Source organism: Microbulbifer zhoushanensis (assembly GCF_021729055.1).
GTDB lineage: Bacteria > Pseudomonadota > Gammaproteobacteria > Pseudomonadales > Cellvibrionaceae > Microbulbifer > Microbulbifer zhoushanensis.
In genome coordinates this window covers 159,989-182,323 of the sequence record NZ_JAJSAO010000003.1, presented here as the reverse complement: position 1 = coordinate 182,323, position 22,335 = coordinate 159,989, and the positions used below count along the sequence as shown (strand labels likewise).

The window sequence follows — 22,335 nt, the reverse complement described above, 5'->3', positions numbered from 1 at the left end:
TGATGAGAGACCAGTAATGATTGTCAGACAGCTGCAAGAAGCAGAGAAAAGCGACCGACGTATTGTTTCCGAGGGCTGGGAGAGCACTCGCCTGTTGTTGAAGGGCGACAACATGGGCTTTTCCTTCCATATCACCACCATTTATGAGGGTGCCAACCTGAACCTGCACTACCAGAATCACCTGGAGTCTGTGTACTGCATGTCCGGTGAGGGTGAAGTGGAAACTGTTGCCGATGGCAAGGTCTACCCGATCACCCCGGGTACCATCTATATCCTGGACAAGAACGACAAGCACATCCTGCGCGCCAAGAAAGAAATGAAAATGGCCTGTGTTTTCAATCCGCCGCTGCACGGCAAGGAAGTGCACAACGCGGAAGGCGCGTACGAACTGGATGCGGAAGAGGTATCCGACAAATAAAGATGTTGCGAGGTTCGCACCGGCGCCGCCGATAGGATCGGGGGCGCCGGTTCACATACATCCAGACACAACATCTACAGGAAGACCATGAAAGAACACACGGTGGAAAAGATTGGCGGCACGTCCATGAGCGACTATGCCGCGGTACGCGACAATATTGTTCTCAAGAACCGCAAGGCCGCGATGGAAGGTGTGTACCAGCGCATCTTTGTGGTATCCGCTTACGGCGGTATCACCGACCTGCTGCTGGAGCACAAGAAGTCCGGGCGTCCGGGCATTTTCGCTCTCTTCGCCGACGCCAATGAGGACCGCAGCTGGTCCGAGGCCATCGAGGGGCTGCGCGAGCGCGTCAGGGAAATCAACGCATCACTGTTCAAGGATCCGGAACTGCTGGCGAAGGCCAATGACTTTATCGGGGAGCGCCTGGAAGATGCCGAGCGCTGCCTGGGGGACCTGGAGCGGGTATGCCAGCACGGCCACTTCGCGCTGGAAGGCCACCTCAATACTGTGAGCGAAATGCTCGCCAGCCTGGGTGAGGCGCACAGCGCCTGGAACACCGCCGCGCTGTTGCGTGAGGAAGAAGGCATCAATGCCCGCTTTGTCGACCTGACCGGCTGGCAGGACAGCGACCACCTCACCCTGGACCAGCGCATCGAGCGCGCGTTCAAGGATATCGACATGGCGACGGAACTGCCGATCGTCACCGGCTATGCCCACACCGCCGAGGGCCTGATGAATACCTTCGCGCGTGGCTACAGCGAGATGACCTTCAGTCGTATCGCGGTAATTACCGAGGCACGCGAGGCCATCATTCACAAGGAATATCACCTGAGCAGTGCCGACCCGCGCCTGGTAGGCGAGGAGCAGGCAGTGCCGATCGGCCGCACCAACTACGATGTGGCGGACCAGCTGGCGAACCTGGGTATGGAGGCAATCCACCCGCGTGCGGCGAAGGGCCTGCGCCAGCAGGAAATCCCCCTGCGCGTGATGAACACCTTCGAGCCCGAGCACCGCGGCACCCTGGTGACCGGTGACTATGTCAGCGAAACCCCCTGTGTCGAGATTATCGCCGGCCGCAAGAACATATACGCGGTGGAGTGTTTCGACCAGGACATGATGGGCCTGATGACCAGCTACGATCGTTCCATCAACGATATCATCGCGCGCTTCAAGGGCAGCGTGGTAACCAAGGACATCAACGCCAATACCATCACCCACTTTATTGCCAATAACCTGAAAACGGTGAAGCGTATCCGCAGCGCCATCTGCGAGAAGTACCCGGATTGTGATATCCAGGTACGCAAGGTGGCCGTGGTATCCGCCATCGGTAGCGACATGAAAGTGCCGGGCATGCTGTCCCGCGCTGTTGCCGCCCTGGCCCGCTCCGGTATCAGCGTGCTGGCGGTCCACCAGTCCATGCGCCAGGTGGATATGCAGTTCGTGATCAACGAGACGGACTACGAGGAAGCGGTGAAGAGCCTGCACCACGCACTGGTCGAGGTCTATGACCACGGCGAGGCGATATGCGCGGCCTGAGTGCATGGCTGATGCTGGCGGCGGCATTACTGCTGCCGCTGGCAGCCAGCGCCCAGCAGGAAGCGCAAACAAGGCAGGAAGAAGAAAAGCAGCAGGCGGCCGAGGAGCATGTCAATAAGCTCCAGGAGCCCCTGTACACGCCGTTTGTCGAGCGCTACGTGCTGGATGAGCTCAAGCAGCTGCGCAAGGAAATGGCGGAGCAGCGGGTGGCGATTACACAGGAAGTGGTGGACCGGCAGATCAACGCCGCCGACAAGGCCATCACCTATGCCACCGACACGGTGACCTATTTCTTTTACCTGATTGCCGGCGTCAGCTCGATGCTGGTAATTGTCGGCTGGACTTCCATCCGGGATATCAAGGAAAAGGTACATAGCCTCGCTACGGATGAAGTGAACAAACTGGTCACACAGTACGAGGAGCGCCTGCGCAGTATCGAGGAGCAGCTCAGTGAAAAGACGCGACATATCGAGCACAACCGCGATGAGATTGAGCTGACCCAGGAAATCCAGTCGCTGTGGTTGCGAGCCGGTCGCGAGCATACTCCCGCGGGCAAGATTGCCGTCTACGACCAGATCCTGGGGTTGCGCCGGGACGATGGCGAGGCGCTGACTTACAAGGCCGACGCCGTGCTGGAACTGGGTGAGCCGCAGTGGGCGATCAACCTGTGCCTGCAGGCGCTGGAAATCGACCCGGAAAACGGCAACGCCTACTACCAGCTGGCCTGTGCCCACGCGAGCCAGGAACAGTGGGAAGAGGCAGTGGCCAACCTGGCGCGGGCGCTGGATATCTCCAGTGCCTACCGGGATGAGGCGATGGATGACCCGGCGCTGGACGGACTGGTTGAGTTTCCACCCTTTGCCGAGCTGATGGGTATCCAGAGTGTCAGTGCCCAGCCCGCGGATACCAGTGCAGCCGCGGCCCGCTCCAGCAGCGCCTGATTGCGATATACGCCCGGTCGATCCACACTGGTCTACCGGGTTTCGCCTCCCGCCCAGGGCCGGGGGCTGATCACCTGACAATAATAACGACCGCAAGGAGTGGCCCGTGTTACTGAGTTTCCTGTTCTTCCTCGCCCTGTTTGCCGCCGTTGGTATCAGCTCATACCTGCGCAGCCGCGGCACCAAACATGACTATTACCTCGCCAGCAGTGACGTGCCGCCATTCCTGGTGGGGCTTTCCGCCGTGGCCACCAATAACAGCGGCTACATGTTTATCGGTGTGATTGGCTACACCTACGCCACCGGCCTCGCCTCAATCTGGCTGATGGTGGGCTGGATCCTGGGCGACTTTCTCGGCTCCATGTGGGTACACCGCTCCCTGTGCCGCGCCACACGCGAGACCGGCGAGAGCAGCTATGCCGGCGTGATCAGCAAGTGGGGCGGCTCCCGTTTCGCCACCTGGCAGCGCCTTGCCGGAGTGCTGGCGCTGATGTTCCTGCTGGCCTACGCCAGTGCCCAGCTGGTGGCCGGCAGCAAGGCGCTGTACGTGCTGCTGGACCTGCCCATCTGGAGTGGTGCGGTGATCGGCGGGGTGATTGTGGCGGCCTACTGCCTGGCGGGTGGTATCCGTGCCTCGATCTGGACCGACGCCGCGCAGTCGATCGTGATGATCGTGGCCATGGGAATCCTGTTGTACGCCGCCACCCAGTCGGTCGGTGGCCTGGGCGCCGCCTGGGACCAGATGGGGCAGGTCGAGGGGTTCCTGAACTGGTATCCGGAAGATATGTTGCTGCCGGGCCTTGCCGGTGGTGTGGTGTTTGCGATCGGCTGGCTGTTTGCAGGCCTGTCGGTAATCGGCCAGCCCCATGTGATGGTGCGGTTTATGGCGCTGCAGGATGAGAACCGCATGGTGCACGCGCGCTGCTGGTATTACCTGTGGTTCACCGCGTTCTATTTCATGGCTACCGGCGTGGGCATGCTGGCGCGGATCATGCTGAGCGACCCGGGCGGCTTCGACGCCGAGCTGGCGCTGCCGATGATGGCCCAGGAACTGCTGCACCCGGTGTTGGTAGGGCTGATCCTGGCGGGTGTGTTCGCAGCCACCATGTCCACCGCAGATTCCCTGGTACTGAGCTGCTCCGCCGCACTCACCCACGACATCATCCCGCACCGGGTCGAGCGCACCTGGATGCTCAAGGCCGCCACCCTGGCAATCACCGTGGCTGCGGTGGGCTGGGCGCTGCTGAACAAGCAGAGTGTGTTCAGCCTGGTGGTGATGTCCTGGTCGGCGCTGGCCTCGGCATTTGCGCCGCTGTTGATCGTGCTGGCCCTCGGCGGACGGCCGTCGCAGCGCGTGTACATCGTCATGAGTGTGGTGGGCCTGGCCACGGCCCTGCTGTGGCGCTATGGGCTGGGCTGGCACAGCCATATCTACGAGGGCATGCCGGGCATCCTCGCCGGCCTTGCGGTCTACGGCGGCAGCCGCCTGCTGGAGCGGGCACCCCTGGCGAGTGAGGCGCGGGCCTGACCGCAAACCGAAGAGCGATGTCCTGAAAGCCCGGCCTGTGCCGGGCTTTTTCGTTTTTGTGCCCTGCCAATCCGGCGTCCCCATGCGTTCGCCAGTACAAGGACGGACACGGTGTCCCCTTACCGCGAGGTTCTGCGAGATAGAGTGCAATCCTGCCAGTCCACAGGGTGCACCGAGGGGGCGTTGGGTAGCGCCCCGGGTTCTTTCCCGTCGTCCTGTATCCCTATGAATACCCTGGCGGTTAGCCGTAGGGGCGGACCTTGTGTCCGCCCATGTATCAGCGGGCACAGGAGGTGCTGGGTGCAGAACCCTGCCGGCAGGCGCATATGCCGCGCACAAAAAAGCCCGGCATGTGCCGGGCTTTCGGGTAATGGATGTAAGCCGTTATCAGATTCAGATACGGATACCTTCCACGTCCAGGATCATCTCCACGGTCTGGGAAGCCGGGCCCAGGTCGTACATGATGCCGAAGTCTTTCAGGGCAAATTCGGTGGTGCCGGTGAAGCCCTGGCGATAGCCGCCCCACGGGTCCTGGCCGCCGCCGACGTGCTCAACGTCGATCACGATCGGCTTGGTCACGCCGTGCAGGGTCAGTTCGCCGCTGAGCTTGCCCTTGCCCTCGCCCACGGGCTCGTAGCTGGTGCTCTTGAAGGTGGCGGTGGGGTATTTTTCCACATACAGGAAGTCCTCGCCGCGCAGGTGCTTGTCGCGCTCGGCGTGGTTGCTGTCGATGCTGGCCACATCGATTTCCACATTGATGGAGGAGTCAGCGGGTTTCTTTTCGTCGTACTCGAAAGAACCGCTGAACTCATCAAAGCGGCCATAGAGCCAGCTGTAGCCCAGGTGCTTGATGCGGAACTGGATAAAGGCGTGGGCGCCCTTGGTGTCGATCTTGTACTCGGCCGCCTGGGCGGTGGCGCCTATCAGGGCGGCGAACAGGAAAATGGCGATTTTCTTCATTGTCGTTCCTCGGTCTTCAGTGATTGGTAGAGTGGTGATTATTTAGTCAGTTCGGCGGTTTCGTTCATACCTGACTCGTTACGGCGCCCGACCGGCGCTGGATTACCGCGCAGGCCCAGCATACGGCGCAGGGTGGCGTCGCGGTCTACAAAGTGATGCTTGAGGGCGGCCAGGGCATGCAGGGCCACCAGCCCCATCAGGGTCCACGCCAGCACCTCGTGTATTTCCCCGGCCAGGTCTTCCTGGTTGGCCAGTCCCTGCAGGGTGGCGGGAACCTCGAACCAGCCAAATACGCTGATGGCACGGCCATCCGCAGTGGAGATCAGGTAGCCGGAAACCATGATGGCCAGCAGCAGCAGGTAGAGACCGCCGTGCGCCGCCCGTGCCGCCAGCGCCTGCCAGCGCGGTGTGCCCGGCACATCCTGGGGGTGCGGATTCATGGCCTTCCACACCAGGCGCAGCAGCAACAGTGCCAGCAGCAGGATGCCAATGCCCTTATGGATCTCCGGGCCCTGGCGATACCAGGGGTCGTAGTAGGACAGCTGGCGCATCCACCAGCCCAGCGCAAACATGCCGATAATTGCCGGGGCCATCAGCCAGTGCAGGGCGATGGCCATCCAGCCGTATTGCTGTTTGCTGTTCCTGGCCGCCACAGGTCTCCTCCCGTTTTACTGGATTTTCTATGGCGTCGGGCGGTTACCGCTTACGGAACCGCACACCAGCCCTGGATGATGAAGTGAGTGTAAATAAATTGCGACGATGCCTTCCAGCGAAAAAAGGCGGAGTAACCTTTCGATTTATTAGAAATGGCTGCTGGCCGGTGTTTGCGGCACTTAGTGTGGCGTACCGCGGAGCCCCTCGCGCTGGGCGGCGTCCAGGACCCGCTCCAGGTCAGCGCGATCCACGCCGGGTGATCGACGCGCCAGCTGGTCTGCCAGCCAGGCGGTGGAATGGTGGTCGCCATCCAGTGCCAGCTGCTCTAGCTGCCAGATGACCCGCAGCAGCAGTGGGGTTTCCAGCACGTGGGTGCCGGCGGCTTCCTGGCCGGAAAAGAGATGGGGTTCCAGCTGCTCCAGGTCTTCCCGGCGCACCACCAGCTCCGCCAGGGTGGGATACCAGCGACTGCTGAAGGGTTCGGGCCTGTGGCGACGGTCAAAAGTGATGCGCAGGCGGTCGCCGTTGGCGTCTTCCAGCAGTGGGGTGTCCTGTTCGAATGCGGGCAGTGCTGGGTGGTGGCGCAGGATATCGGCAATTGCGTGCCAGTCGCTGTGGTCTTCCCCGCACAGTCGCAGTGGGGTGTCGAGGGTGGTCACTTCCGGGCGCCCCATATAGGCCACCTGCTGGCCGGGGCGGTACCAGTACAGGTCCAGCTGGTGCTCCTCGGCCAGGTCGGCCAGGTCGGCGCCGCTGAGCGGCTCCTCCGAGAGGGCGCTCAGGTGATCGACGGCCTGCTGCACGCTGAGCCAGCGCTTGCGGTGAAAATTCTTGTGGGTCGGTGTCACCATTTTCTTCTCCGGTTGCTGTGTACCGGTGCGCGAAATCTTGCTGCAGGACAAAGAATTCTAGCAGCTGGGCGGCACATCCTGCCGTAGTAAAAGGCGCCAGAGGGGCCGTTACAGCCAGCCCTTTATCTTGAAATACAGGTAAGGTGCCACCCCGGCGAGGACCATCAGGCCCAGCGCGAAGGGGTAGCCCAGTTCCCAGTCCACCTCCGGCATGAACTCAAAATTCATGCCGTAGATACTGGCCACCATTGTCGGGGGCAGGAACACCACCGCGGCGATAGAGAAAATCTTGATGATCTGGTTCTGTTCGATGTTGATGAAGCCCTGGGTGGAGTCCATCAGGAAGTTGATCTTGTCGAACAGGAAGCTGGTATGGGCGGAGAGCGTGTCGATATCGCGGATGACATCCCGAAACCGCTCCTGCTGATCGCCATCGATCTGTATATGTCGTTGCAGGAAGGTGATGGAGCGGCGTGTATCCATCAGGCACAACAGGACTTTGCCGTTGCTGTCCTCCACCTTGGCCAGCTGGTCGATGGCATCTTCCAGTTCTGCGGACTCATCCTCCAGAACCATGTAGCTGACTTCCCCCAGCTTCAGGTGGATATCCTCCAGCGCGTCAGCCAGGTTTTCCGCCTTCTGCTCGAACACCTCGACGACCAGCTCCTGCGCACTACGGGCCTCCACGCCGCCACGGCGGGCCCGCATACGCAGCAGGCGAAAATCTGCCAGTTCAGTGTCGCGGACAGTAATCAGCCGGTCCGGCTGCAGGATGAAGGCCACGGTGGACGTGTCGTGGCGACCCTCGCTCTGGGTGAGGAACAGCGAGTGAATGTGCACGCCCGCGGCGTCGATAAAGTAGCGCGCCGAGGCCTCGATTTCCTCCACATCCTCTGATTCCGGCAGTTCAGTCCGCAGCAGCTCCTCCAGCAGCTCCCGCTCCTGTTCTTCCGGCTCCTGGATATCAATCCAGACAGCCTCGGCCAACTGCTTCGGTTCCGGCGGGGTGGCAGCCGCTGCTTCGCTGATTCTGCCGCGCCTGATATCGAAAAGTCTCAGCATTGCCTTGTCCGTGTGGCGATCGGGTTGGAACCATAGTAAAGCAGACTGTCGGGGGGAGCTAACCGCAAGCTGGATACGGTAAGGGCACGGTCTGGAGCCGTGCCCGGTAGCGTCTGTGGTGAGGTTCAGAGCAAGTGGGGAAGTTGTGAGCGTATTTCCTCTGGTGCGCAATGGACCACGTTTTTGCCTGACTCACCGGCGATGGTAGCCCGTGTCGGTGGGTCCAGTTCATCGCGCAGGTTCCCTACCATTTGCGGCTCGGCAATGATGTAGAGTTTCTCATAGCGCCCCTCCTGGCGACCCCGCTCGAGCGCATGGGCCAGCTCCTTTGCGAACCTGCTGCCCGCCCGGTTATGGAGCTCGCGCGGGTTACCCATCCCATGACGCCCTTCGCCCCCGCTGTCGAATGACCGCCCGGGGCCGTCTGAGTAAAGTTCAGTGCCCTTCATGCGTGCTTCCGGGTAGATCATGCCTTCTACTTCGTGGAGGTTCCCCGTGGCATTGGTTGCCTCAAAGAGTCGGGCGTGGGACTGGTTTGCTACGAGCACCCAGGAAATGGCCATGGCAAGTTCCTCGCTAACAGTGTCTTATGCCATTTTAGTTGAACGCGGCGCCATCCAGCTGGGAATAAAAGTATATTCGGAGCGCTCTTTAGACCTCCCCGGCATAGAAGATCCATGTTTTTGGCCTGCAGGAAAGGCCATCCTGTCCCGCTGTTGCCCACGCTGCCGATCAGTTCCTGCAGCCCTACCAATCAATGCCGCTCTCCCTACAATTCGGGCGCAGGGGAGCCTTGCCGGGGTTTTTCCCCGAGAGCGGGTTTCCACCTACCGGCGCAAGTTTGCGGAGGAACTGTTTATGAGCTTGATACCGAGGGGATCACTACTGGATCTCGACAATATATTTGACCAGTGGATGTCTACGGGACGCGCTGGCGGCGAGGGGAAGGAAGGCTTCTTTTCTCCCCGAATCGATATCAGGGAAACCGAGGATAGTTATGAAATCAGTGCAGAAGTGCCCGGGGTGAACAAGGATGATATCAGCGTCACGCTGGAAAATGGCGTGCTCACCATCGAGGCGGAAGTGCACCAGGAAGACAAGGAGGAAAAAGAGGGGCGCGTGATCCGCCAGGAGCGACGCTACGGTAAGTACATGCGCAGTTTCAACCTGGGCACGGATATCAGTGAAGAGGAAATTGATGCGAGTTTCAAGGACGGGGTGCTGACGCTTACGGCGCCCAAGCGCAAGGAGCCCGAGCCCCGTCACCACCGGATTGAAATTCACTAAAGCAAGCGCCGCCCCGCGGCGCTGACTAATCCTGCATATTAACCAGGGGCTGTCGTCCGGTTGTCAATCGGGGGGCGCCCGGGGAGGAGGTTCCCATGAACGTAAAAGAGGCAATGCACGAGGGTGTCACCTGGTGTTCACCGGATACCCCGCTATCAGAAGTGGCAAAAATTCTCCGCGACGAGGATATTGGTGCTGTTCCCATCGGCGAGAATGATCACCTCATTGGTATGGTCACCGACCGGGATATCACGTGCCGGGGCGTGGTGGAGGGTAGCGAGCTTTCCTCGATGACTGCCCGTGACGTGATGACGGAGGGTATCGAGTGGTGCTGGGAAGACGATGATATGCACGAAGCCCTCCACAAAATGGAGTCACTGCAGCTACGCCGGATGCCGGTGATGAACAGCGAGAAGCGTTTGGTCGGCATCCTGAGCCTGGGGGACATTTCCCACTCCCTGGCGCAGAATGAAATCGGTGAGTTTGCAGCGAGCGTATCCGCCCATCACGGCTAGGAGCGCCTGGAACCACATTGCCGGAGCGGCGCTATATGGCCCCAGGATGGATTTAGGGCCGATGAGCGCTCGACTCCGGTGGATTGCATTTAGCGGAGATAGATCGATACCTGCCCCGGCCGGCGAATGTCGCCACCGGGGCGTGTTTTATCCGCTTTTGCCAGCCTTGTGCCCAGTACCGCAACCCGGCCGCCCGGGGCATCGGCTTGGCAGTCGCCGGCTGGCGGGTATAATGCGCGCCGCTTCCGACCGGCTACCCGGCCGGGCGGAATAAATGAGGGACCCTATAAGATGAATGAACAGCAGCTCCGCCAGCGCAGTGGCGAAAAATGTGAGCTATGCGGTGATGGCAGCGAGCTGGGCGTATACAGCGTGCCGCACTCCGAGGGGCGCAGCGACACCGAAATCCTTGTCTGTGGCCGCTGCCGGTCACAGCTGGAGGGGGAGCAGCCCCTCGACAGTGATCACTGGCGCTGCCTGGGCGACAGTATGTGGAGCCAGGTGCCGGCGGTGCAGGTGCAGGCCTGGCGATTGCTGAAGCGGCTCAGCGGCGAAACCTGGGCCCAGGACCTGCTGGATATGCTTTACCTCGATGACGACCTGCGCCACTGGGCCGAGGCGGGCGCTACTGTGGCCGAAAGCGAGCGGGTGGTACAGCGTGACTGTAATGGCGTCGAGCTGCGGGCCGGGGATACGGTCACTGTCATCAAGGACCTGGATGTAAAAGGCACCAGCATTGTTGCCAAGCGCGGCACGGCAGTGCGCGGCATCAGCCTGACCGATAACCCGGAGCAGATCGAGGGGCGCGTCAATGGCCAGCGTATTGTCATCCTGACCAGGTTTGTCAAAAAGACCGGCTAGTGCTCGCGGCTGGATTGTCCGGGGCGGTGATGGGCCTCCTCCAGCACTACCTGCCCCCGGTACATTTTTTTCCGCTGCTGCCGCCGGGGTTGGGACGCATCGTGCAGGGATAGTTCGTCACCATAGATCATGGCGTAAATGTCCCGGTTTTCCTGCAGGATTGGCTGGCCGCGATACAGGCGGGGGGCCGGTTCATCGCCAGTACTAAAAGGCGCGCCGCGCAGTTTTTCCAGTTGCGCAATCATATGCCGCGTGTCCCCGTCCACGGTCTTGTGCTTTGCCCGGGCGAGGTGCTGCTCAAAAGCATATTCTGAGAAGCGGAGGCTGATATCGAATTCCGCCTGCAGCCGTTTGCGCAACTTGCGCAACAGCGTGAGCGCCTCTGCGCTCATCAACCAGTGATGATTGTCCATAGAGGCTGTCCCTTTGGTTGCTGTTGAATATAGTGCGTTCACCCTGAGCTGGAGCAAGTTTCAGGCCAGCATCTGCGCCGTTGCAGCAGTTACAGGAGACTGTGGCCGCTCGCGAACTGATGCGCCCGGCACCCGCACGCTTCAGTACCTGCAGCGACGCTGTGGGTTTATCCAATGGCTCCCTGGAGTGCACCACTGTGGCACAGGCAGCCTGGCGAAGGCGTTAAGTTGTGCACGCATCATTAGTGATTGAATTTACTTCGCCACCGGCACAGTGGTTGCAAGCCCGGGGAGGGCTGTGCCACCGGGTCGGTAAGCGAGAAAAGGACCCCCAGAAGAATCGATGAAACCGAATTACGAAATTCGCAGTGGCGCCCTGGCGGGATTCAACCAGCTGGTGCCCCATCTTGGCGGCGATCCGTCCGTGCTGTTGGCCCGGGTGGGCCTGCCGGAAGACTGTATGCGGCGCCCGGACCTGCTGGTGCCGATTGCCACCCTGTGCCGGTTGCTGAATATCTGCGCGGAAGAGTTGCAGTGCCGGGACTTCGGTGTACGGCTGGCTGCCATGCAGGGGATGCGGATGCTCGGGGCGCTGGGCCAGCTGCTCGATAATGTCGACCTGGAAACCGCACTGTCGGTGACCCAGCGCTATATGGCATTACACAACCAGGCGGAGCACTGGCGTATGCGGGTCGAGGGGGAGCAGCTGATTGCCGAGCGCTACGACCACTTCGAGGGACCCATCGATGCGCGCCAGTACCGGGAGCTCTCCATGGCGGCCTGCTACCGCCTGATGCTGGACCTTGCCGGCAAGGACGTGCGTCCCCGCATGGTGACCTTCCGCCAGCAGCCCGTGGCCGACCCGCAACGGCTCCGGGACTTCTTCCACACGGAGGTATTTTTCGGCCAGGAGCACGACTGCCTGGTGTTTGATGCCGCTATTGCCCGCCGCCCGGTGTGCCCCCCCAGTGGCAGCCTGCTACGGTATTTCCAGGAGTTCACGAGCCAGCTGCTGGCGGAACACCAGGAAAGTGTGGCGGCACAGGTGGAGACGCTGATTCTGCAGACCCTTGGCGCGCAGCGCCACAGCCTGGCCCAGGTGGCCGGCCTGATGGGGATGCCGGCCCGGACCCTGCAGCGGCGGCTCAGTGCCGAGGGCACTTCCTTCAAGCAGCTGGTGCAGGATGCGCGCATGCAGACCGCCCGCTGGCACCTGCGCTCTTCCAGTATCGACATCAACCTGCTGTCTGCCACGCTGGGTTACACCGATATCAGTGCCTTCTCCAAGGCATTTCGCGCCATTCACGGCAAGTCACCGTTACAGTGGCGCAAGCAGCAGCGCGAGTCGGGTTGAATCTGTCGCTCCAGAACCTCAACCATTGCCGGAATGGCGCGCCAAGTCACACGCAGCAAGGGCACAAACGCTTATCGTTATTACCCCGGCAATGAGATATTGTCGGGGTAATGCTGCACATGGATGTGCAGCCGCCGAGCGTAGCGCGGGCGCAAGCCCCTGAAATACAAGAAGATCCACGCATCTTCGCCAGTATTTCATGGGCGCCAAACAAATATTTCAGGACGAAATATTTGTTTGCCAGAATAATAGCTACCCTACCGGTGCGGCAGGTTCCCGCACCGGGGCACCAACTGATAATCACTGCAGGAGCACTCATGAGCGCAGAGCCGATCCAATGCAAGGCCGCCGTGGCCTGGAAGGCGGGGGAGCCGCTTTCCATCGAGACCGTCGAAGTGATGCCGCCGCAAAAGGGCGAGGTCCGCATCAAGCTGGTAGCTACGGGTGTCTGTCATACCGATGCCTTCACGCTTTCCGGCGAGGACCCGGAGGGGAATTTCCCCGCGATTCTCGGTCATGAAGGCGGCGGTATCGTCGAGTCCGTTGGTGAGGGGGTGACCAGTGTGGCGGTCGGGGATCATGTAATCCCGCTCTACACACCGGAATGCGGCGAATGCAAGTTCTGTAAGTCGGGCAAGACCAACCTGTGCCAGAAGATCCGTGATACCCAGGGCAAGGGGCTGATGCCCGATGGTACCTCGCGCTTTTCTGTCGACGGAAAGCCCATCTACCACTACATGGGCACGTCCACTTTTTCCGAGTACACGGTACTGCCGGAAATTGCCCTGGCGAAGGTGAACCCGGAAGCGCCGCTGGAGGAAGTCTGCCTGCTGGGCTGTGGGGTTACCACGGGCATGGGGGCAGTGATGAACACAGCGAAGGTGGAAAAGGGCGCAAGCGTGGCCATCTTCGGCCTGGGCGGCATTGGCCTGTCGGCGGTGATTGGCGCACGTATGGCTGGGGCCGGGCGTATTATCGGTATCGATATCAATACGTCAAAGTTCGACCTGGCGAAAAAGCTCGGGGCCACCGAGTGCATCAACCCGAAAGACTACGACAAGCCCATCCAGGAAGTGATCGTCGAACTTACCGATGGCGGTGTCGACTATTCGTTCGAATGTATCGGCAACGTGGATGTAATGCGCTCGGCGCTGGAGTGCTGCCACAAGGGCTGGGGAGAATCAGTGATTATCGGTGTGGCCGGTGCCGGACAGGAAATCTGCACGCGGCCATTCCAGCTGGTGACCGGCCGAGTCTGGCGCGGGACCGCCTTCGGTGGTGTGAAGGGGCGCTCTGAACTGCCGGATTATGTGGAGCGCTACCTGGCCGGGGAATTCCCGCTGCAGGACTTTATTACCCACACCATGCCGCTGGAAAAAATCAATGAGGCTTTTGACCTGATGCATGAGGGCAAGAGCATCCGCAGCGTCATTCATTTTGAACAGTAACGGGGGCTTCGGTGATGACTCTGGAACGAATCAGCAGCACAAAAGTATTCGATGGCAGGCAAGAACGGTATCGGCATCACTCAGAGACGCTGGACTGTGAAATGCACTTTGCCATCTTCCTGCCGCCACTTGCCGAGCGGATGGAGAAAGCCCAGCGATTTCCGGTTCTGTATTGGCTGTCGGGCCTTACCTGCACGGATGAGAATTTCAGCCAGAAAGCGGGCGCACAGCGTATGGCCGCGGAATTGGGTATTGCACTGGTGATCCCGGATACCAGCCCGCGGGGAGACGCGGTGGCGGACGATGAGGGCTATGACCTGGGCCAGGGGGCAGGTTTCTACCTCAACGCCACGCAGGATCCATGGAAGCGCCATTACCGTATGTATGATTATGTGCTGGAGGAATTGCCGGCGCTGGTGGAGGGCAATTTCCCGCTAACCGGCCGCCGCGCGATCGCCGGGCACTCTATGGGTGGCCACGGCGCCCTGGTACTGGCGCTGCGCAACCCGGGGCGTTTTACCTCGGTCTCGGCGTTCAGCCCGATCAGCAACCCCATCTCCTGTCCCTGGGGCGAAAAAGCGTTCAGTGCCTACCTGGGAGGGGACCGCAGTAGCTGGGAGGAGTACGATGCCACGGTTCTGGTCAGCCGGGCGACAGAGCACCTGCCAATGCTGGTTTCCCAGGGGGAAGACGATGAGTTCCTCGAGACCCAGCTCAAGCCGGACGCCCTGGAGGCCGCTGCAGAGGCGGCGGGGTACCCGGTGAGGATTGACCATCACGCAGGCTACGACCACAGCTACTACTTTATCGCCAGTTTTATCGAGCAACACCTGCGCTTTCATGCGGATTACCTGCTGAAGCCGGACGGATAACCGGCTAGCCTTCCCGCTCGATATGCTCATGGACGGGCCGGCAGTGCCCGCTCCGGTAGGACAGGATTGTGTACGGATCGGTCACGACGGGGCCCGGGCGAAATGGGTGCTATCCTTCGCAAAGCGTGCGGGTAAACTGTTCACGAGACGTCGATGCCTGCCGGGTGGTGTATGGCAGGTCGCCAGGCAGTGCCCGTTCAATTCGCCACCATGGAGCAAGGTCTGATGGCTGCAAGCTACACGTTCAGCTGCGATTGCGGAGCCGTTGAATTTACCGTCGAGGGAGCCCCCAAGGTGCGGGGCTTCTGCCACTGCGCCGATTGCCGCAACTTCCTCAAGGTTCCCTACCACTCGGTGGATGTGTGGGAGAAGGACCAACTGACGGTGAATAAGGGCGAGGACAAACTGGCTGAGTTCCAGCACCCGGAGAAAAAGATGAAACGATTCTTCTGTTCCGAGTGCGGGGATACCCTGTTCAACAGCAACAGTGCCGACTGGCGGGTGGTATCCCAACTGCTGGTGCGCCGCAACAATGACGGAGAGCTGCCCGAGGCCCTGGCGCCCCAGAGTCACTTTTACTACGGCGAGCGCATCGTCGATATCGACGACGACCTGCCCAAAAAAGAATAGTGGGGCGCGCTCACCTGTCACCGGGATTCCCGCACAACCCGCCAGCCCGTACTATCCTGGTGGCGTTTTAGCTTTCGGAGCCCCAGGGGGCGGGGGGCAGTTCGACTTCCTCGCCCAGGTCAAACTCGACCCGGAATTTTCGGCCAGTCGGGCGCGTCAGCTCGTAGGCGAACATTTCGCCCGGGTGAACTTCCATGGCCCAGGTGTTTGTGACCGAGGCATCGAGCCCCTCCCGCTGGAACATGGCGATGGATTCGGCATCCACGGGGAATTCCTGGCGGGTGGCAGTACCTGCACCAGCACTGTCACCACCGTACATGGTGACGGCATCGGCGCTGCCATCCTCGTGGCGATGGTCGTGCTTCAGGCGCAGGCCGCTCTCGGTGCGGGTGAGGATCCAGGTGCGCGAGTGGTCATCGCCCACATGGAAAGGAATGCGCAATTCCTTCCGTGGGGTATCACAGCCGCGTACGTGCATCACCAGAGCCTTGTTGGCAAACGGGTCCGCCTGGTCGGTTGCGGGTTCATTGGCAACGATGCGGCCGGCAAACGCCTTGCCGCAGTATTCGGCGATGCTGGACAGGAACTTGTCCGCGGGCTGCGCAGTCGCCTGCTGCTGTTTATCCGGTGTACAGGCCGAGAGGATCAACAGGGAGCCGGCGATTGCGCCAACAAGTGTTTTCCGGGGGAGCATTTTTATTTTTCCTTTTGCCGTTGTCGTTGTCGTTGTCGTTGCCGGGTGGCTCGGTCAGTCGGTGCTGCTTTCTCCGCTTTCGTCGATGATCTGCTGCAACTGTTGCTCGAATGTGGCGACTTCCTGGGCGCCGCTGATGGCGTACTGGCGATTGAATACGAATAGCGGTACACCCTGCACGCCCTGGCCGGCAATCAGCTGTTCCAGTTCGCGGACCTGGTCGGCATAAGCCTGCTCCTCCAGGACCTGGCGTGCCCGATCCCTGTCCAGCCCCACTTCCCCGGCGGCCTGGACCAGGACTTCGGTATCGCCAACATTCCTGCGCTCGCCGAAAAAATCCTCGAACAGGCGTATGCTGAGTTCATTCTGCTTGCCCTGTTCGGCAGCCCAGTGCAGCAGTTGGTGCGCATTGAAGGTGTTGTACATGCGCATGTCGTCGCTGTAGTTGAAGGTGAAGCCCACGTCTGCACCCAGGTCGGTGAGTCGCTGGCGTGCCTCGATGCTCTCCTGAGGGGTGGTGCCGTATTTCTCTGCCAGGTGCTCGCGCAGGTTCTGGCCTTCGCCTGGCATTTGCGGGTTGAGCTCGAATGGCAGCCACGAAATGGTGGGCTCGATACTGTATTCGAACCGCTCCAGGGCCTGGAGCAGGCGGTAGTAGCCAATGACACACCAGGGGCAGACAACGTCGGAAACTATCTCAATATGTACGGGCAGCTTCTTCATGGGACCTTCAGTTTCTGTGGCGGGGTGTTGGCCCCGCGTATGTCTATTGTTTCATTGTAGTTGGGGGGCATGAGCGGAAATTCAATGGCCGGGCGGGCATCCAGTGGGCTGCACGAACTGTCACATCAGGCCCGCTAGCGGAGGCTTGCCTGGACAACCAGCAATAGGCCGGAGCCCAACAGCAGTCCGCGGCAGCAGAGCATAAACATCCGGTCCTGGATGCGTCCCTGGATATGCCTGCCCAGCCAGGTGCCCAGCAGGGCCACCGGCAGGAGGGCCAGTGATGCCAGGAAGACGTCCGCTCCCCACTCCCCGGTTAGCAGGTAGGGGATCACCTTGATGAGGTTCATAATGCCGAAGAAGATGCCAGCCGTGGCCAGCCATGTCAGCTTCGGTAACTGGCGGGCGATCAGGTAGATATTGACGGGCGGGCCGCCGGCGTGGATCAGTGTACTGGTGAGTCCACTGATTCCCCCCCATAGCCACGCGGCGCCCCTCATGCCGCCGAGTACCGGGGCGAGCCGTTGCCACAGGGCAAAGACGATGGAGATTATGCCAAGGGTCAGCTTGAGGGCCTGCTCGGGCATACTGCCCAGCATCAGGCCGCCAGCGACAATGCCCAGTAGCGCGGCGGGTACCACGGCGCGCAGTTCGGGCCAGCTCGCATGGTGGCGGTAGTACTGGATGGTTTTTACATCCATGACCAGCAGTAGTGGCAGCACCAGGAACACCGCCTGGGGAATGGGCATTACCAGTGCCAGCAGTGGTACTGCCACTACCCCGGCTCCTCCCGCAAAACCGGACTTGGATATTCCGGTCAGCACAACCCCGATGAGGGCCAGCAGCCAGAACAGGGGGTTGCCTGCCAGGGCCTCCATCAACGCCTCTGTTGTCGATTGGCGGGGAGGTCGAACCACAGGGCCTCGATACCGCTTTCCCCGGCGGAGACTTGTCGCTCCCGCCCGATATTCATCCCCAGGCCATCACCGGCCCTTAACTCGATATCGCCGGCACCGGCGCTGCCGCCAATGACGTGCAGGTAGCCGCAGCGCTCGCCTGTGGCGAGCGGTACTGCCTCTCCCGGCTCCAGTCGCAGGCGATAGAGACTGGCATCCTGGTGTATGTGCAGGCTTCCATCGCGCCCGTCAGGAGTCACCAGCGCTGTCAGGGGACCCTGCTGGGGAATGTTCGCCTGTTCGTAGCCCGGTTCAATACCGGTGACTGCGGGTTCGATCCAGATCTGCAGGAAGCGCAGGCTTTCGGTGGGCGATGCGTTGAACTCGGAGTGTTGGATACCGGTGCCCGCCGACATGCGCTGCACTTCCCCGGCCGGCAGCAGGAAGCTGTTGCCCAGGCTGTCGCGGTGCTCAATCGCGCCCTCGAGCACGTAGGATATAATTTCCATATCCCGGTGCCCGTGGGCACCGAAGCCCCGGCCGCCCCTGACCCGGTCATCATTGATTACGCGCAGGACGGAAAATCCCATATGGCGTGGATCGAAATAACTGCCGAAGGAAAATGAGTGGCGGCTATCCAGCCAGCCGAAATTAGCCTGCCCGCGCTCATCCGCTCTTCTCAGGTAGTCCATCGTCTACCTCCTGCCGTAGCCCAATAACAGCGCAATCATAAGCGGCGGGCAGCCGCGGTTAAATCGCATAATTCCTGCAGGTTTGCTGGATTAAATCGAATGGTCTGCTGTACTTGCGGGAGCTGCGTTGATCTTGGTGCTTGCCCTGAGCGTAGGTCGAAAGACGTTTTCCAACAACAGAAGGAGGCATATCCCATGGCGGATCGAAAGGTGCTATTTGTCCTGACCGGTCATGAAAAGCTGGGGGATACCGGGGATAAGACCGGTTTCCACTTGTCAGAGGCGGCACAGCCCTGGAAGGTCCTGCGGGAGGCCGGCTTTCAGGTGGACTTTGCTACCCCGGAGGGAGGTGAGGCCCCGATTGATCCCGGCAGCCTGGATCTCGACGATCCTGTCAATCGCGAATTTACTGAGAGCGAGGACGTGAATGCCAAGCTCAGGCCCACCCCGGCGCTCGGGGACCTGGACCTGGGCAATTATGACGCGCTCTATTTCCCCGGGGGCCACGGCACCATGTGGGATCTCCCGGATCATACTGGAGTGCAGGCCGCCATCCGCGATATGTACGAAGCCGGCAAGGTGGTGGGCGCCGTCTGTCACGGGCCGGCTGCATTCGTGAATGTGAAACTCTCCAATGGCGAATGGCTGGTGGACGGCAAGACCCTGTCGGCTTTCACCGATGAGGAGGAGAGGGCGGTGGAAAAGGACGGGATTGTGCCCTTCCTGCTGGCGTCAAAGCTGAAAGAGCGCGGGGCGAAGCACGAGAAGGCGGACAACTTTGACAAGTCAGTTTCTGTCGACGACCGCCTGGTAACCGGGCAAAACCCCGCATCGGCCCGGGGGGTCGGTGAGGCGATTCGCGAACTGTTGCAGTGAAGCGCTGCCGATTGTGGGCCCGGGCGTAAGCCCGGGTGCTGCACTGGCTCCGGCTTGGCTGGCCGGGGCCGGCCCTATCTCCCTTTCCCTCATAGACCTGTGTGCCGCATACGGGCTGTTCCCTGAAGCGGATGGCGCAGGCTCTCTATCCTGCTTTCGAACATGGTTGGTATTGCGGCAATCCCGGTAATCCATTCCCTGATTTCCATTGATCTCAAATCAATAAGCTGCCTATTTTTCGTTCAGTACCGGTCAGTCTTTAGAGTTCAAGGTAGTTTTGTTGTCTAGTTATTGATCAAGCAATAATCTTTTTGTGATGCACATTTGTCTTTCCTCCACGAATTTGCAAAAATTCGCCGCAAATAAAGGCAATTTGCAGATCGTGATCGCGGTTGCTCCCCTGTCTTATGCTCCATGAAGGGCTCTCAGGCCACTTCAGTGTCGGGGCAGAATTCCAAAAATAATTACATCACTAAATTTTTCAGCGGGATGGAATCGGTTGGTGTCCGTGGGATACCGGCAGTGCGCCTGTAACTGTTGCCTGTGGCCGCGTGGCGGCCTCCGGGAATGCCCCTTATTTGGGGGCAGCGGTTTTCAATGATTGAAATCAACCTCAGGAAAGCAAGGAGAACTTTGTGTTCGAGAAAAATAAACTGCATAGCGCAGTGATCGCCGCCTCAGCGGCGCTGCTGGGCAGTGCGGCCGTCGAGGCAGCACCCAGGCAGATCGAGGAAGTCACAGTGACTGCCACCAAGCGCGCGTCCAGCGCGCAGGATATTCCGGTGACCGTCCAGGCGCTGGGCGAGCAGAACCTGGAAAACCTCAACGTCACCAACTTCGATGACTATATCCGCCATATGCCCAATGTGACCTCTGGCGGTCGCGGGCCGGGCCAGTCATCCATCTATATTCGTGGTATGGCCACCGACACCATCGCCACCCAGCTCTCCCAGGCCAATGGCACCGCGCCGAATGTTGCCCTGTATGTGGACGAGGCACCGGTCAGTGTCGGCGGCCGCAACCTGGATGTCTACGTCACCGATATCGAGCGGGTGGAAGTTCTGAAGGGGCCGCAGGGCACCCTGTTCGGTGCCAGCTCCCAGGCAGGTACCGTACGCCTGATCACCAACAAGCCGGTGATCGACGAGTTCGAGCTGGGCATCGAGGCGGGGCTCGCCACCACCAAGGACGGCGAGATGTCCGACACACTCGAGTCGGTAATAAACCTGCCACTGGTGGATGGCAAGCTGGCTGCCCGTGTTGCCGCTTACCAGTCCAATGAAGGTGGCTACATCGATAATGTGGCCGGCACTTACACCCCGGACCCGGAAGTAAACCCGGCCTGGGCAGGCCTGCCGGTGGAAAGCGCCACCAACGAAGACCTGGTGGAAGAGGACTTCAACGATGCCAGCTACCGCGGTACGCGGATCGGGGTTAAATACCTGATCAACGACAACTGGGAAGCGCTGGTACAGCACACGCACCAGGACCTGGATGCCGATGGTGTTTTCGACCACGACCCGGAAGACGTGGGCGACCTGGAAGTGCAGCGCTACTTTGAGGATTCCCTCGAGGACAGCTTCGATCTCACCAGCTGGACCCTGGAAGGGCGCCTGGCAGCACTCGATGTGGTCTACACCGGTGCCTACCTGGATCGCGAAGTCGAGCAGTCCATGGACTACACCGGCTACAACGATGTCGGTGGTTACGTGGCCTATTACACCTGCGACTATGTCGACAGCTGCTACGACCCCACCAAGGGTTACGTGGGCCTGGTGGAGAACACCCGCACCAGCCATGAGTTGCGCTTCTCCACCCCGGAAGACTATGCCCTGCGCCTGACCGCCGGCGCCTTCTACGAAGACGTGGAGATCCTTGACCGCGGCAACTTTGTCTACAACTCCATCGTTGACCTGGGCTTCCCCCAGAACTATCCGCGCGGCTGGTCCCCGGATACAACCGACCCGAACAAGGCTACCGTCATTGACCCCAGTGCGCGTCCCGCGGGTGTAGCCTTCTTCAACGATATTACCCGCACGGAAGAGCAGCTGGCGTTCTTCGGTGAGCTGTCCTACGACCTGACCGACCAGCTCACCGCAACCGTAGGCGTGCGCCAGTACGATATCGATGTGGAACTGCTGGGTTCCGCCAACTCCTCGTTCGGTAACTCGCCGCTGTTCAGTGAGGGTGTCGACCTGGACCAGTTCGGTGACAACCTGGATTCCAAGTGGGCCGAGGCCGGCGTGGAAACACCGCTCAACGAGAGCGACGTGATTACCAAGTTCACCCTGAGCTACACACCGAACAGCGATGTACTGCTGTACGCTACCTATTCCGAAGGCTTCCGTCCGCCCGCATTCAACCGCGGTGGTGGCAACGGCAACGAGACCACCACGGTGCCGTACACTGTGACCACCGATACCGTGGACAACTACGAAGCCGGCTGGAAGACCAGCCTCTCGGATTACAGCCTGCAGTTCAACGGCAGCATCTACCAGGTGGACTGGTCCAATATCCAGACCTCGGTCTTCGACCCGAGCGTCTACTTCCTGTTCTACCTGGATAATGCCCTGGATGCGCAGATCCGCGGTATCGAGGCGGACGTAACCTGGCTGCCCACGGACAACCTGCAGATTATCGGTGCGCTCTCCTACAATGACACCGAGATCACCAAGGTTCCCGCCAGTGCCGTGAACGTGGCACCGGAAGGCAGCGAGCTGGCCCTGTCCCCGCCCCTGCAGATGAACCTGCGCGCGCGTTACGACTGGACCGTGTCCGGTTTCGATGCCTATTGGCAGGTGGGCGCGCAGTACAGTGATGAGGCCTGGAGCTCCATCGTGGTACAGCCCAACGACCGCTTCCGCCAGGACGCCTACACCACGGTAGACGCCTCTGTCGGCATGCGCGAGATGAACTGGGGTGCCGAGCTGTATGCGGAGAACCTCACTGATGAGCGTGCGGAGCTGTTTATCAATACGCTGGATAACTCCAAGCGCATCACCACCAACCGTCCGCTTACCATGGGCGTGCGGCTGACCTATGACTTCTGATCCCTGATCGGTAAGTCATGACCGGGCTGCCCCTTCCGCGAGCGGGAGGGGCAGCCCTGGTGGACAGCGGATTC

23 protein-coding genes are annotated in these 22,335 nt (G+C 60.6%); 13 read left to right on the top strand and 10 right to left on the bottom strand.

Annotation, left to right across the window (positions count from 1 at the left end; all coding sequences use genetic code 11):
• The first annotated feature begins 16 nt into the window (after positions 1–16).
• The 4 genes from LVD10_RS07075 to LVD10_RS07060 all read left to right on the top strand — a co-directional run bounded on the left by LVD10_RS07075 (position 17) and on the right by LVD10_RS07060 (position 4,423).
• A complete protein-coding gene (locus LVD10_RS07075) occupies positions 17–418 on the top strand; it encodes an ectoine synthase (RefSeq protein WP_233006315.1) in 402 nt (133 codons plus the stop codon).
• Between the two features lie 87 nt (positions 419–505).
• Positions 506–1,954, top strand: coding sequence for an aspartate kinase (locus LVD10_RS07070; protein ID WP_237062677.1), 1,449 nt, complete (start codon positions 506–508; stop codon positions 1,952–1,954).
• The gene (locus LVD10_RS07065) at positions 1,942–2,895 is read left to right on the top strand and encodes a tetratricopeptide repeat protein (RefSeq protein WP_233006313.1); all 954 of its coding nucleotides are present in this window, start codon (positions 1,942–1,944) and stop codon (positions 2,893–2,895) included. Before LVD10_RS07070 ends, LVD10_RS07065 begins: the two co-directional genes overlap by 13 nt.
• A 106-nt stretch (positions 2,896–3,001) precedes the next feature.
• Positions 3,002–4,423 (top strand): sodium/proline symporter, encoded by a 1,422-nt coding sequence (locus LVD10_RS07060; RefSeq protein ID WP_233006312.1) that lies wholly within the window; start codon positions 3,002–3,004, stop codon positions 4,421–4,423.
• A 393-nt stretch (positions 4,424–4,816) separates the two neighbouring features.
• Here the strand turns inward: LVD10_RS07060 and LVD10_RS07055 are convergent, their stop codons facing one another.
• The 5 genes from LVD10_RS07055 to LVD10_RS07035 form a co-directional block, all read right to left on the bottom strand.
• Positions 4,817–5,383: a YceI family protein gene (locus LVD10_RS07055; RefSeq protein ID WP_237062674.1), complete on the bottom strand. Its 567-nt coding sequence runs from the start codon at positions 5,381–5,383 to the stop codon at positions 4,817–4,819.
• Between the two features lie 38 nt (positions 5,384–5,421).
• Positions 5,422–6,036 carry a cytochrome b gene (locus LVD10_RS07050; RefSeq protein ID WP_233006310.1) on the bottom strand — a complete coding sequence of 205 codons (615 nt, stop codon included), beginning with the start codon at positions 6,034–6,036 and terminating at the stop codon, positions 5,422–5,424.
• 180 nt (positions 6,037–6,216) lie between these two features.
• A complete protein-coding gene (locus LVD10_RS07045; protein ID WP_233006309.1) occupies positions 6,217–6,888 on the bottom strand; it encodes a hypothetical protein in 672 nt (223 codons plus the stop codon).
• A 108-nt stretch (positions 6,889–6,996) separates the two neighbouring features.
• Positions 6,997–7,950, bottom strand: a complete 954-nt coding sequence (gene corA / locus LVD10_RS07040) for a magnesium/cobalt transporter CorA (protein WP_237062672.1) — start codon at positions 7,948–7,950, stop codon at positions 6,997–6,999.
• Between the two features lie 125 nt (positions 7,951–8,075).
• A complete protein-coding gene (locus LVD10_RS07035) occupies positions 8,076–8,513 on the bottom strand; it encodes a host attachment protein (protein ID WP_237062670.1) in 438 nt (145 codons plus the stop codon).
• Between the two features lie 295 nt (positions 8,514–8,808).
• On the opposite strand from LVD10_RS07035, the gene LVD10_RS07030 reads away from it, so the two are divergent.
• The 3 genes from LVD10_RS07030 to LVD10_RS07020 all read left to right on the top strand — a co-directional run bounded on the left by LVD10_RS07030 (position 8,809) and on the right by LVD10_RS07020 (position 10,613).
• Positions 8,809–9,237: an Hsp20/alpha crystallin family protein gene (locus tag LVD10_RS07030; protein ID WP_233006306.1), complete on the top strand. Its 429-nt coding sequence runs from the start codon at positions 8,809–8,811 to the stop codon at positions 9,235–9,237.
• A gap of 95 nt (positions 9,238–9,332) precedes the next feature.
• Positions 9,333–9,752, top strand: coding sequence for a CBS domain-containing protein (locus LVD10_RS07025; RefSeq protein ID WP_233006305.1), 420 nt, complete (start codon positions 9,333–9,335; stop codon positions 9,750–9,752).
• Positions 9,753–10,043: 291 nt separating this feature from the next.
• A complete protein-coding gene (locus tag LVD10_RS07020; protein ID WP_233006304.1) occupies positions 10,044–10,613 on the top strand; it encodes a PhnA domain-containing protein in 570 nt (189 codons plus the stop codon).
• Here the strand turns inward: LVD10_RS07020 and LVD10_RS07015 are convergent.
• Positions 10,610–11,026: a hypothetical protein gene (locus LVD10_RS07015; RefSeq protein WP_233006303.1), complete on the bottom strand. Its 417-nt coding sequence runs from the start codon at positions 11,024–11,026 to the stop codon at positions 10,610–10,612. The genes LVD10_RS07020 and LVD10_RS07015 overlap by 4 nt on opposite strands.
• A 343-nt stretch (positions 11,027–11,369) precedes the next feature.
• On the opposite strand from LVD10_RS07015, the gene LVD10_RS07010 reads away from it, so the two are divergent.
• The 4 genes from LVD10_RS07010 (at position 11,370) to LVD10_RS06995 (ending at position 15,330) form a co-directional block, all read left to right on the top strand.
• Entirely contained in the window at positions 11,370–12,380 is a 1,011-nt protein-coding gene (locus tag LVD10_RS07010; RefSeq protein ID WP_233006302.1) for an AraC family transcriptional regulator, read from the top strand.
• Between the two features lie 317 nt (positions 12,381–12,697).
• On the top strand, positions 12,698–13,828 hold the full coding sequence (locus tag LVD10_RS07005; RefSeq protein WP_237062668.1) for an S-(hydroxymethyl)glutathione dehydrogenase/class III alcohol dehydrogenase: 1,131 nt from the start codon (positions 12,698–12,700) through the stop codon (positions 13,826–13,828).
• A gap of 14 nt (positions 13,829–13,842) precedes the next feature.
• The gene (fghA, locus tag LVD10_RS07000; RefSeq protein ID WP_233006300.1) at positions 13,843–14,700 is read left to right on the top strand and encodes an S-formylglutathione hydrolase; all 858 of its coding nucleotides are present in this window, start codon (positions 13,843–13,845) and stop codon (positions 14,698–14,700) included.
• A 225-nt stretch (positions 14,701–14,925) separates the two neighbouring features.
• Positions 14,926–15,330 (top strand): GFA family protein, encoded by a 405-nt coding sequence (locus LVD10_RS06995; RefSeq protein ID WP_233006299.1) that lies wholly within the window; start codon positions 14,926–14,928, stop codon positions 15,328–15,330.
• Positions 15,331–15,397: 67 nt separating this feature from the next.
• On the opposite strand, the gene LVD10_RS06990 is transcribed toward LVD10_RS06995, so the two are convergent.
• The 4 genes from LVD10_RS06990 to LVD10_RS06975 all read right to left on the bottom strand — a co-directional run bounded on the left by LVD10_RS06990 (position 15,398) and on the right by LVD10_RS06975 (position 18,335).
• Complete coding sequence (locus LVD10_RS06990; protein ID WP_233006298.1) at positions 15,398–16,024, bottom strand: hypothetical protein; 627 nt, start codon at positions 16,022–16,024, stop codon at positions 15,398–15,400.
• A 54-nt stretch (positions 16,025–16,078) separates the two neighbouring features.
• Positions 16,079–16,747, bottom strand: a complete 669-nt coding sequence (locus LVD10_RS06985; RefSeq protein ID WP_233006297.1) for a DsbA family oxidoreductase — start codon at positions 16,745–16,747, stop codon at positions 16,079–16,081.
• A gap of 134 nt (positions 16,748–16,881) precedes the next feature.
• Positions 16,882–17,625: a sulfite exporter TauE/SafE family protein gene (locus tag LVD10_RS06980; protein WP_233006296.1), complete on the bottom strand. Its 744-nt coding sequence runs from the start codon at positions 17,623–17,625 to the stop codon at positions 16,882–16,884.
• Entirely contained in the window at positions 17,625–18,335 is a 711-nt protein-coding gene (locus LVD10_RS06975) for a pirin family protein (RefSeq protein WP_233006295.1), read from the bottom strand. The genes LVD10_RS06980 and LVD10_RS06975 overlap by 1 nt, the downstream gene beginning before the upstream one ends.
• A 195-nt stretch (positions 18,336–18,530) precedes the next feature.
• Between LVD10_RS06975 and LVD10_RS06970 the strand changes: the two genes are divergently transcribed.
• Together LVD10_RS06970 and LVD10_RS06965 are read left to right on the top strand one after the other, a co-directional pair.
• Complete coding sequence (locus LVD10_RS06970; protein ID WP_237062666.1) at positions 18,531–19,211, top strand: type 1 glutamine amidotransferase domain-containing protein; 681 nt, start codon at positions 18,531–18,533, stop codon at positions 19,209–19,211.
• 635 nt (positions 19,212–19,846) lie between these two features.
• The gene (locus tag LVD10_RS06965; RefSeq protein WP_237062664.1) at positions 19,847–22,261 is read left to right on the top strand and encodes a TonB-dependent receptor; all 2,415 of its coding nucleotides are present in this window, start codon (positions 19,847–19,849) and stop codon (positions 22,259–22,261) included.
• Positions 22,262–22,335: the final 74 nt, after the last annotated feature.

Bases quoted from the DNA above. Each gene is read 5' to 3' on its own strand.
- LVD10_RS07015 (WP_233006303.1), bottom strand. From the start codon at position 11,026: ATGGACAATCATCACTGGTTGATGAGCGCAGAGGCGCTCACGCTGTTG.
- LVD10_RS07035 (WP_237062670.1), bottom strand. From the start codon at position 8,513: ATGGCCATTTCCTGGGTGCTCGTAGCAAACCAGTCCCACGCCCGACTC.
- LVD10_RS07070 (WP_237062677.1), top strand. From the start codon at position 506: ATGAAAGAACACACGGTGGAAAAGATTGGCGGCACGTCCATGAGCGAC.
- LVD10_RS06985 (WP_233006297.1), bottom strand. From the start codon at position 16,747: ATGAAGAAGCTGCCCGTACATATTGAGATAGTTTCCGACGTTGTCTGC.
- LVD10_RS07055 (WP_237062674.1), bottom strand. From the start codon at position 5,383: ATGAAGAAAATCGCCATTTTCCTGTTCGCCGCCCTGATAGGCGCCACC.
- corA (WP_237062672.1), bottom strand. From the start codon at position 7,950: ATGCTGAGACTTTTCGATATCAGGCGCGGCAGAATCAGCGAAGCAGCG.
- LVD10_RS06980 (WP_233006296.1), bottom strand. From the start codon at position 17,625: ATGGAGGCCCTGGCAGGCAACCCCCTGTTCTGGCTGCTGGCCCTCATC.
- LVD10_RS07005 (WP_237062668.1), top strand. From the start codon at position 12,698: ATGAGCGCAGAGCCGATCCAATGCAAGGCCGCCGTGGCCTGGAAGGCG.
- LVD10_RS06995 (WP_233006299.1), top strand. From the start codon at position 14,926: ATGGCTGCAAGCTACACGTTCAGCTGCGATTGCGGAGCCGTTGAATTT.
- LVD10_RS06990 (WP_233006298.1), bottom strand. From the start codon at position 16,024: ATGCTCCCCCGGAAAACACTTGTTGGCGCAATCGCCGGCTCCCTGTTG.
- LVD10_RS06970 (WP_237062666.1), top strand. From the start codon at position 18,531: ATGGCGGATCGAAAGGTGCTATTTGTCCTGACCGGTCATGAAAAGCTG.
- LVD10_RS07045 (WP_233006309.1), bottom strand. From the start codon at position 6,888: ATGGTGACACCGACCCACAAGAATTTTCACCGCAAGCGCTGGCTCAGC.
- LVD10_RS06975 (WP_233006295.1), bottom strand. From the start codon at position 18,335: ATGGACTACCTGAGAAGAGCGGATGAGCGCGGGCAGGCTAATTTCGGC.
- LVD10_RS07010 (WP_233006302.1), top strand. From the start codon at position 11,370: ATGAAACCGAATTACGAAATTCGCAGTGGCGCCCTGGCGGGATTCAAC.
- LVD10_RS07065 (WP_233006313.1), top strand. From the start codon at position 1,942: ATGCGCGGCCTGAGTGCATGGCTGATGCTGGCGGCGGCATTACTGCTG.
- LVD10_RS07075 (WP_233006315.1), top strand. From the start codon at position 17: ATGATTGTCAGACAGCTGCAAGAAGCAGAGAAAAGCGACCGACGTATT.
- fghA (WP_233006300.1), top strand. From the start codon at position 13,843: ATGACTCTGGAACGAATCAGCAGCACAAAAGTATTCGATGGCAGGCAA.
- LVD10_RS07025 (WP_233006305.1), top strand. From the start codon at position 9,333: ATGAACGTAAAAGAGGCAATGCACGAGGGTGTCACCTGGTGTTCACCG.
- LVD10_RS07020 (WP_233006304.1), top strand. From the start codon at position 10,044: ATGAATGAACAGCAGCTCCGCCAGCGCAGTGGCGAAAAATGTGAGCTA.
- LVD10_RS07030 (WP_233006306.1), top strand. From the start codon at position 8,809: ATGAGCTTGATACCGAGGGGATCACTACTGGATCTCGACAATATATTT.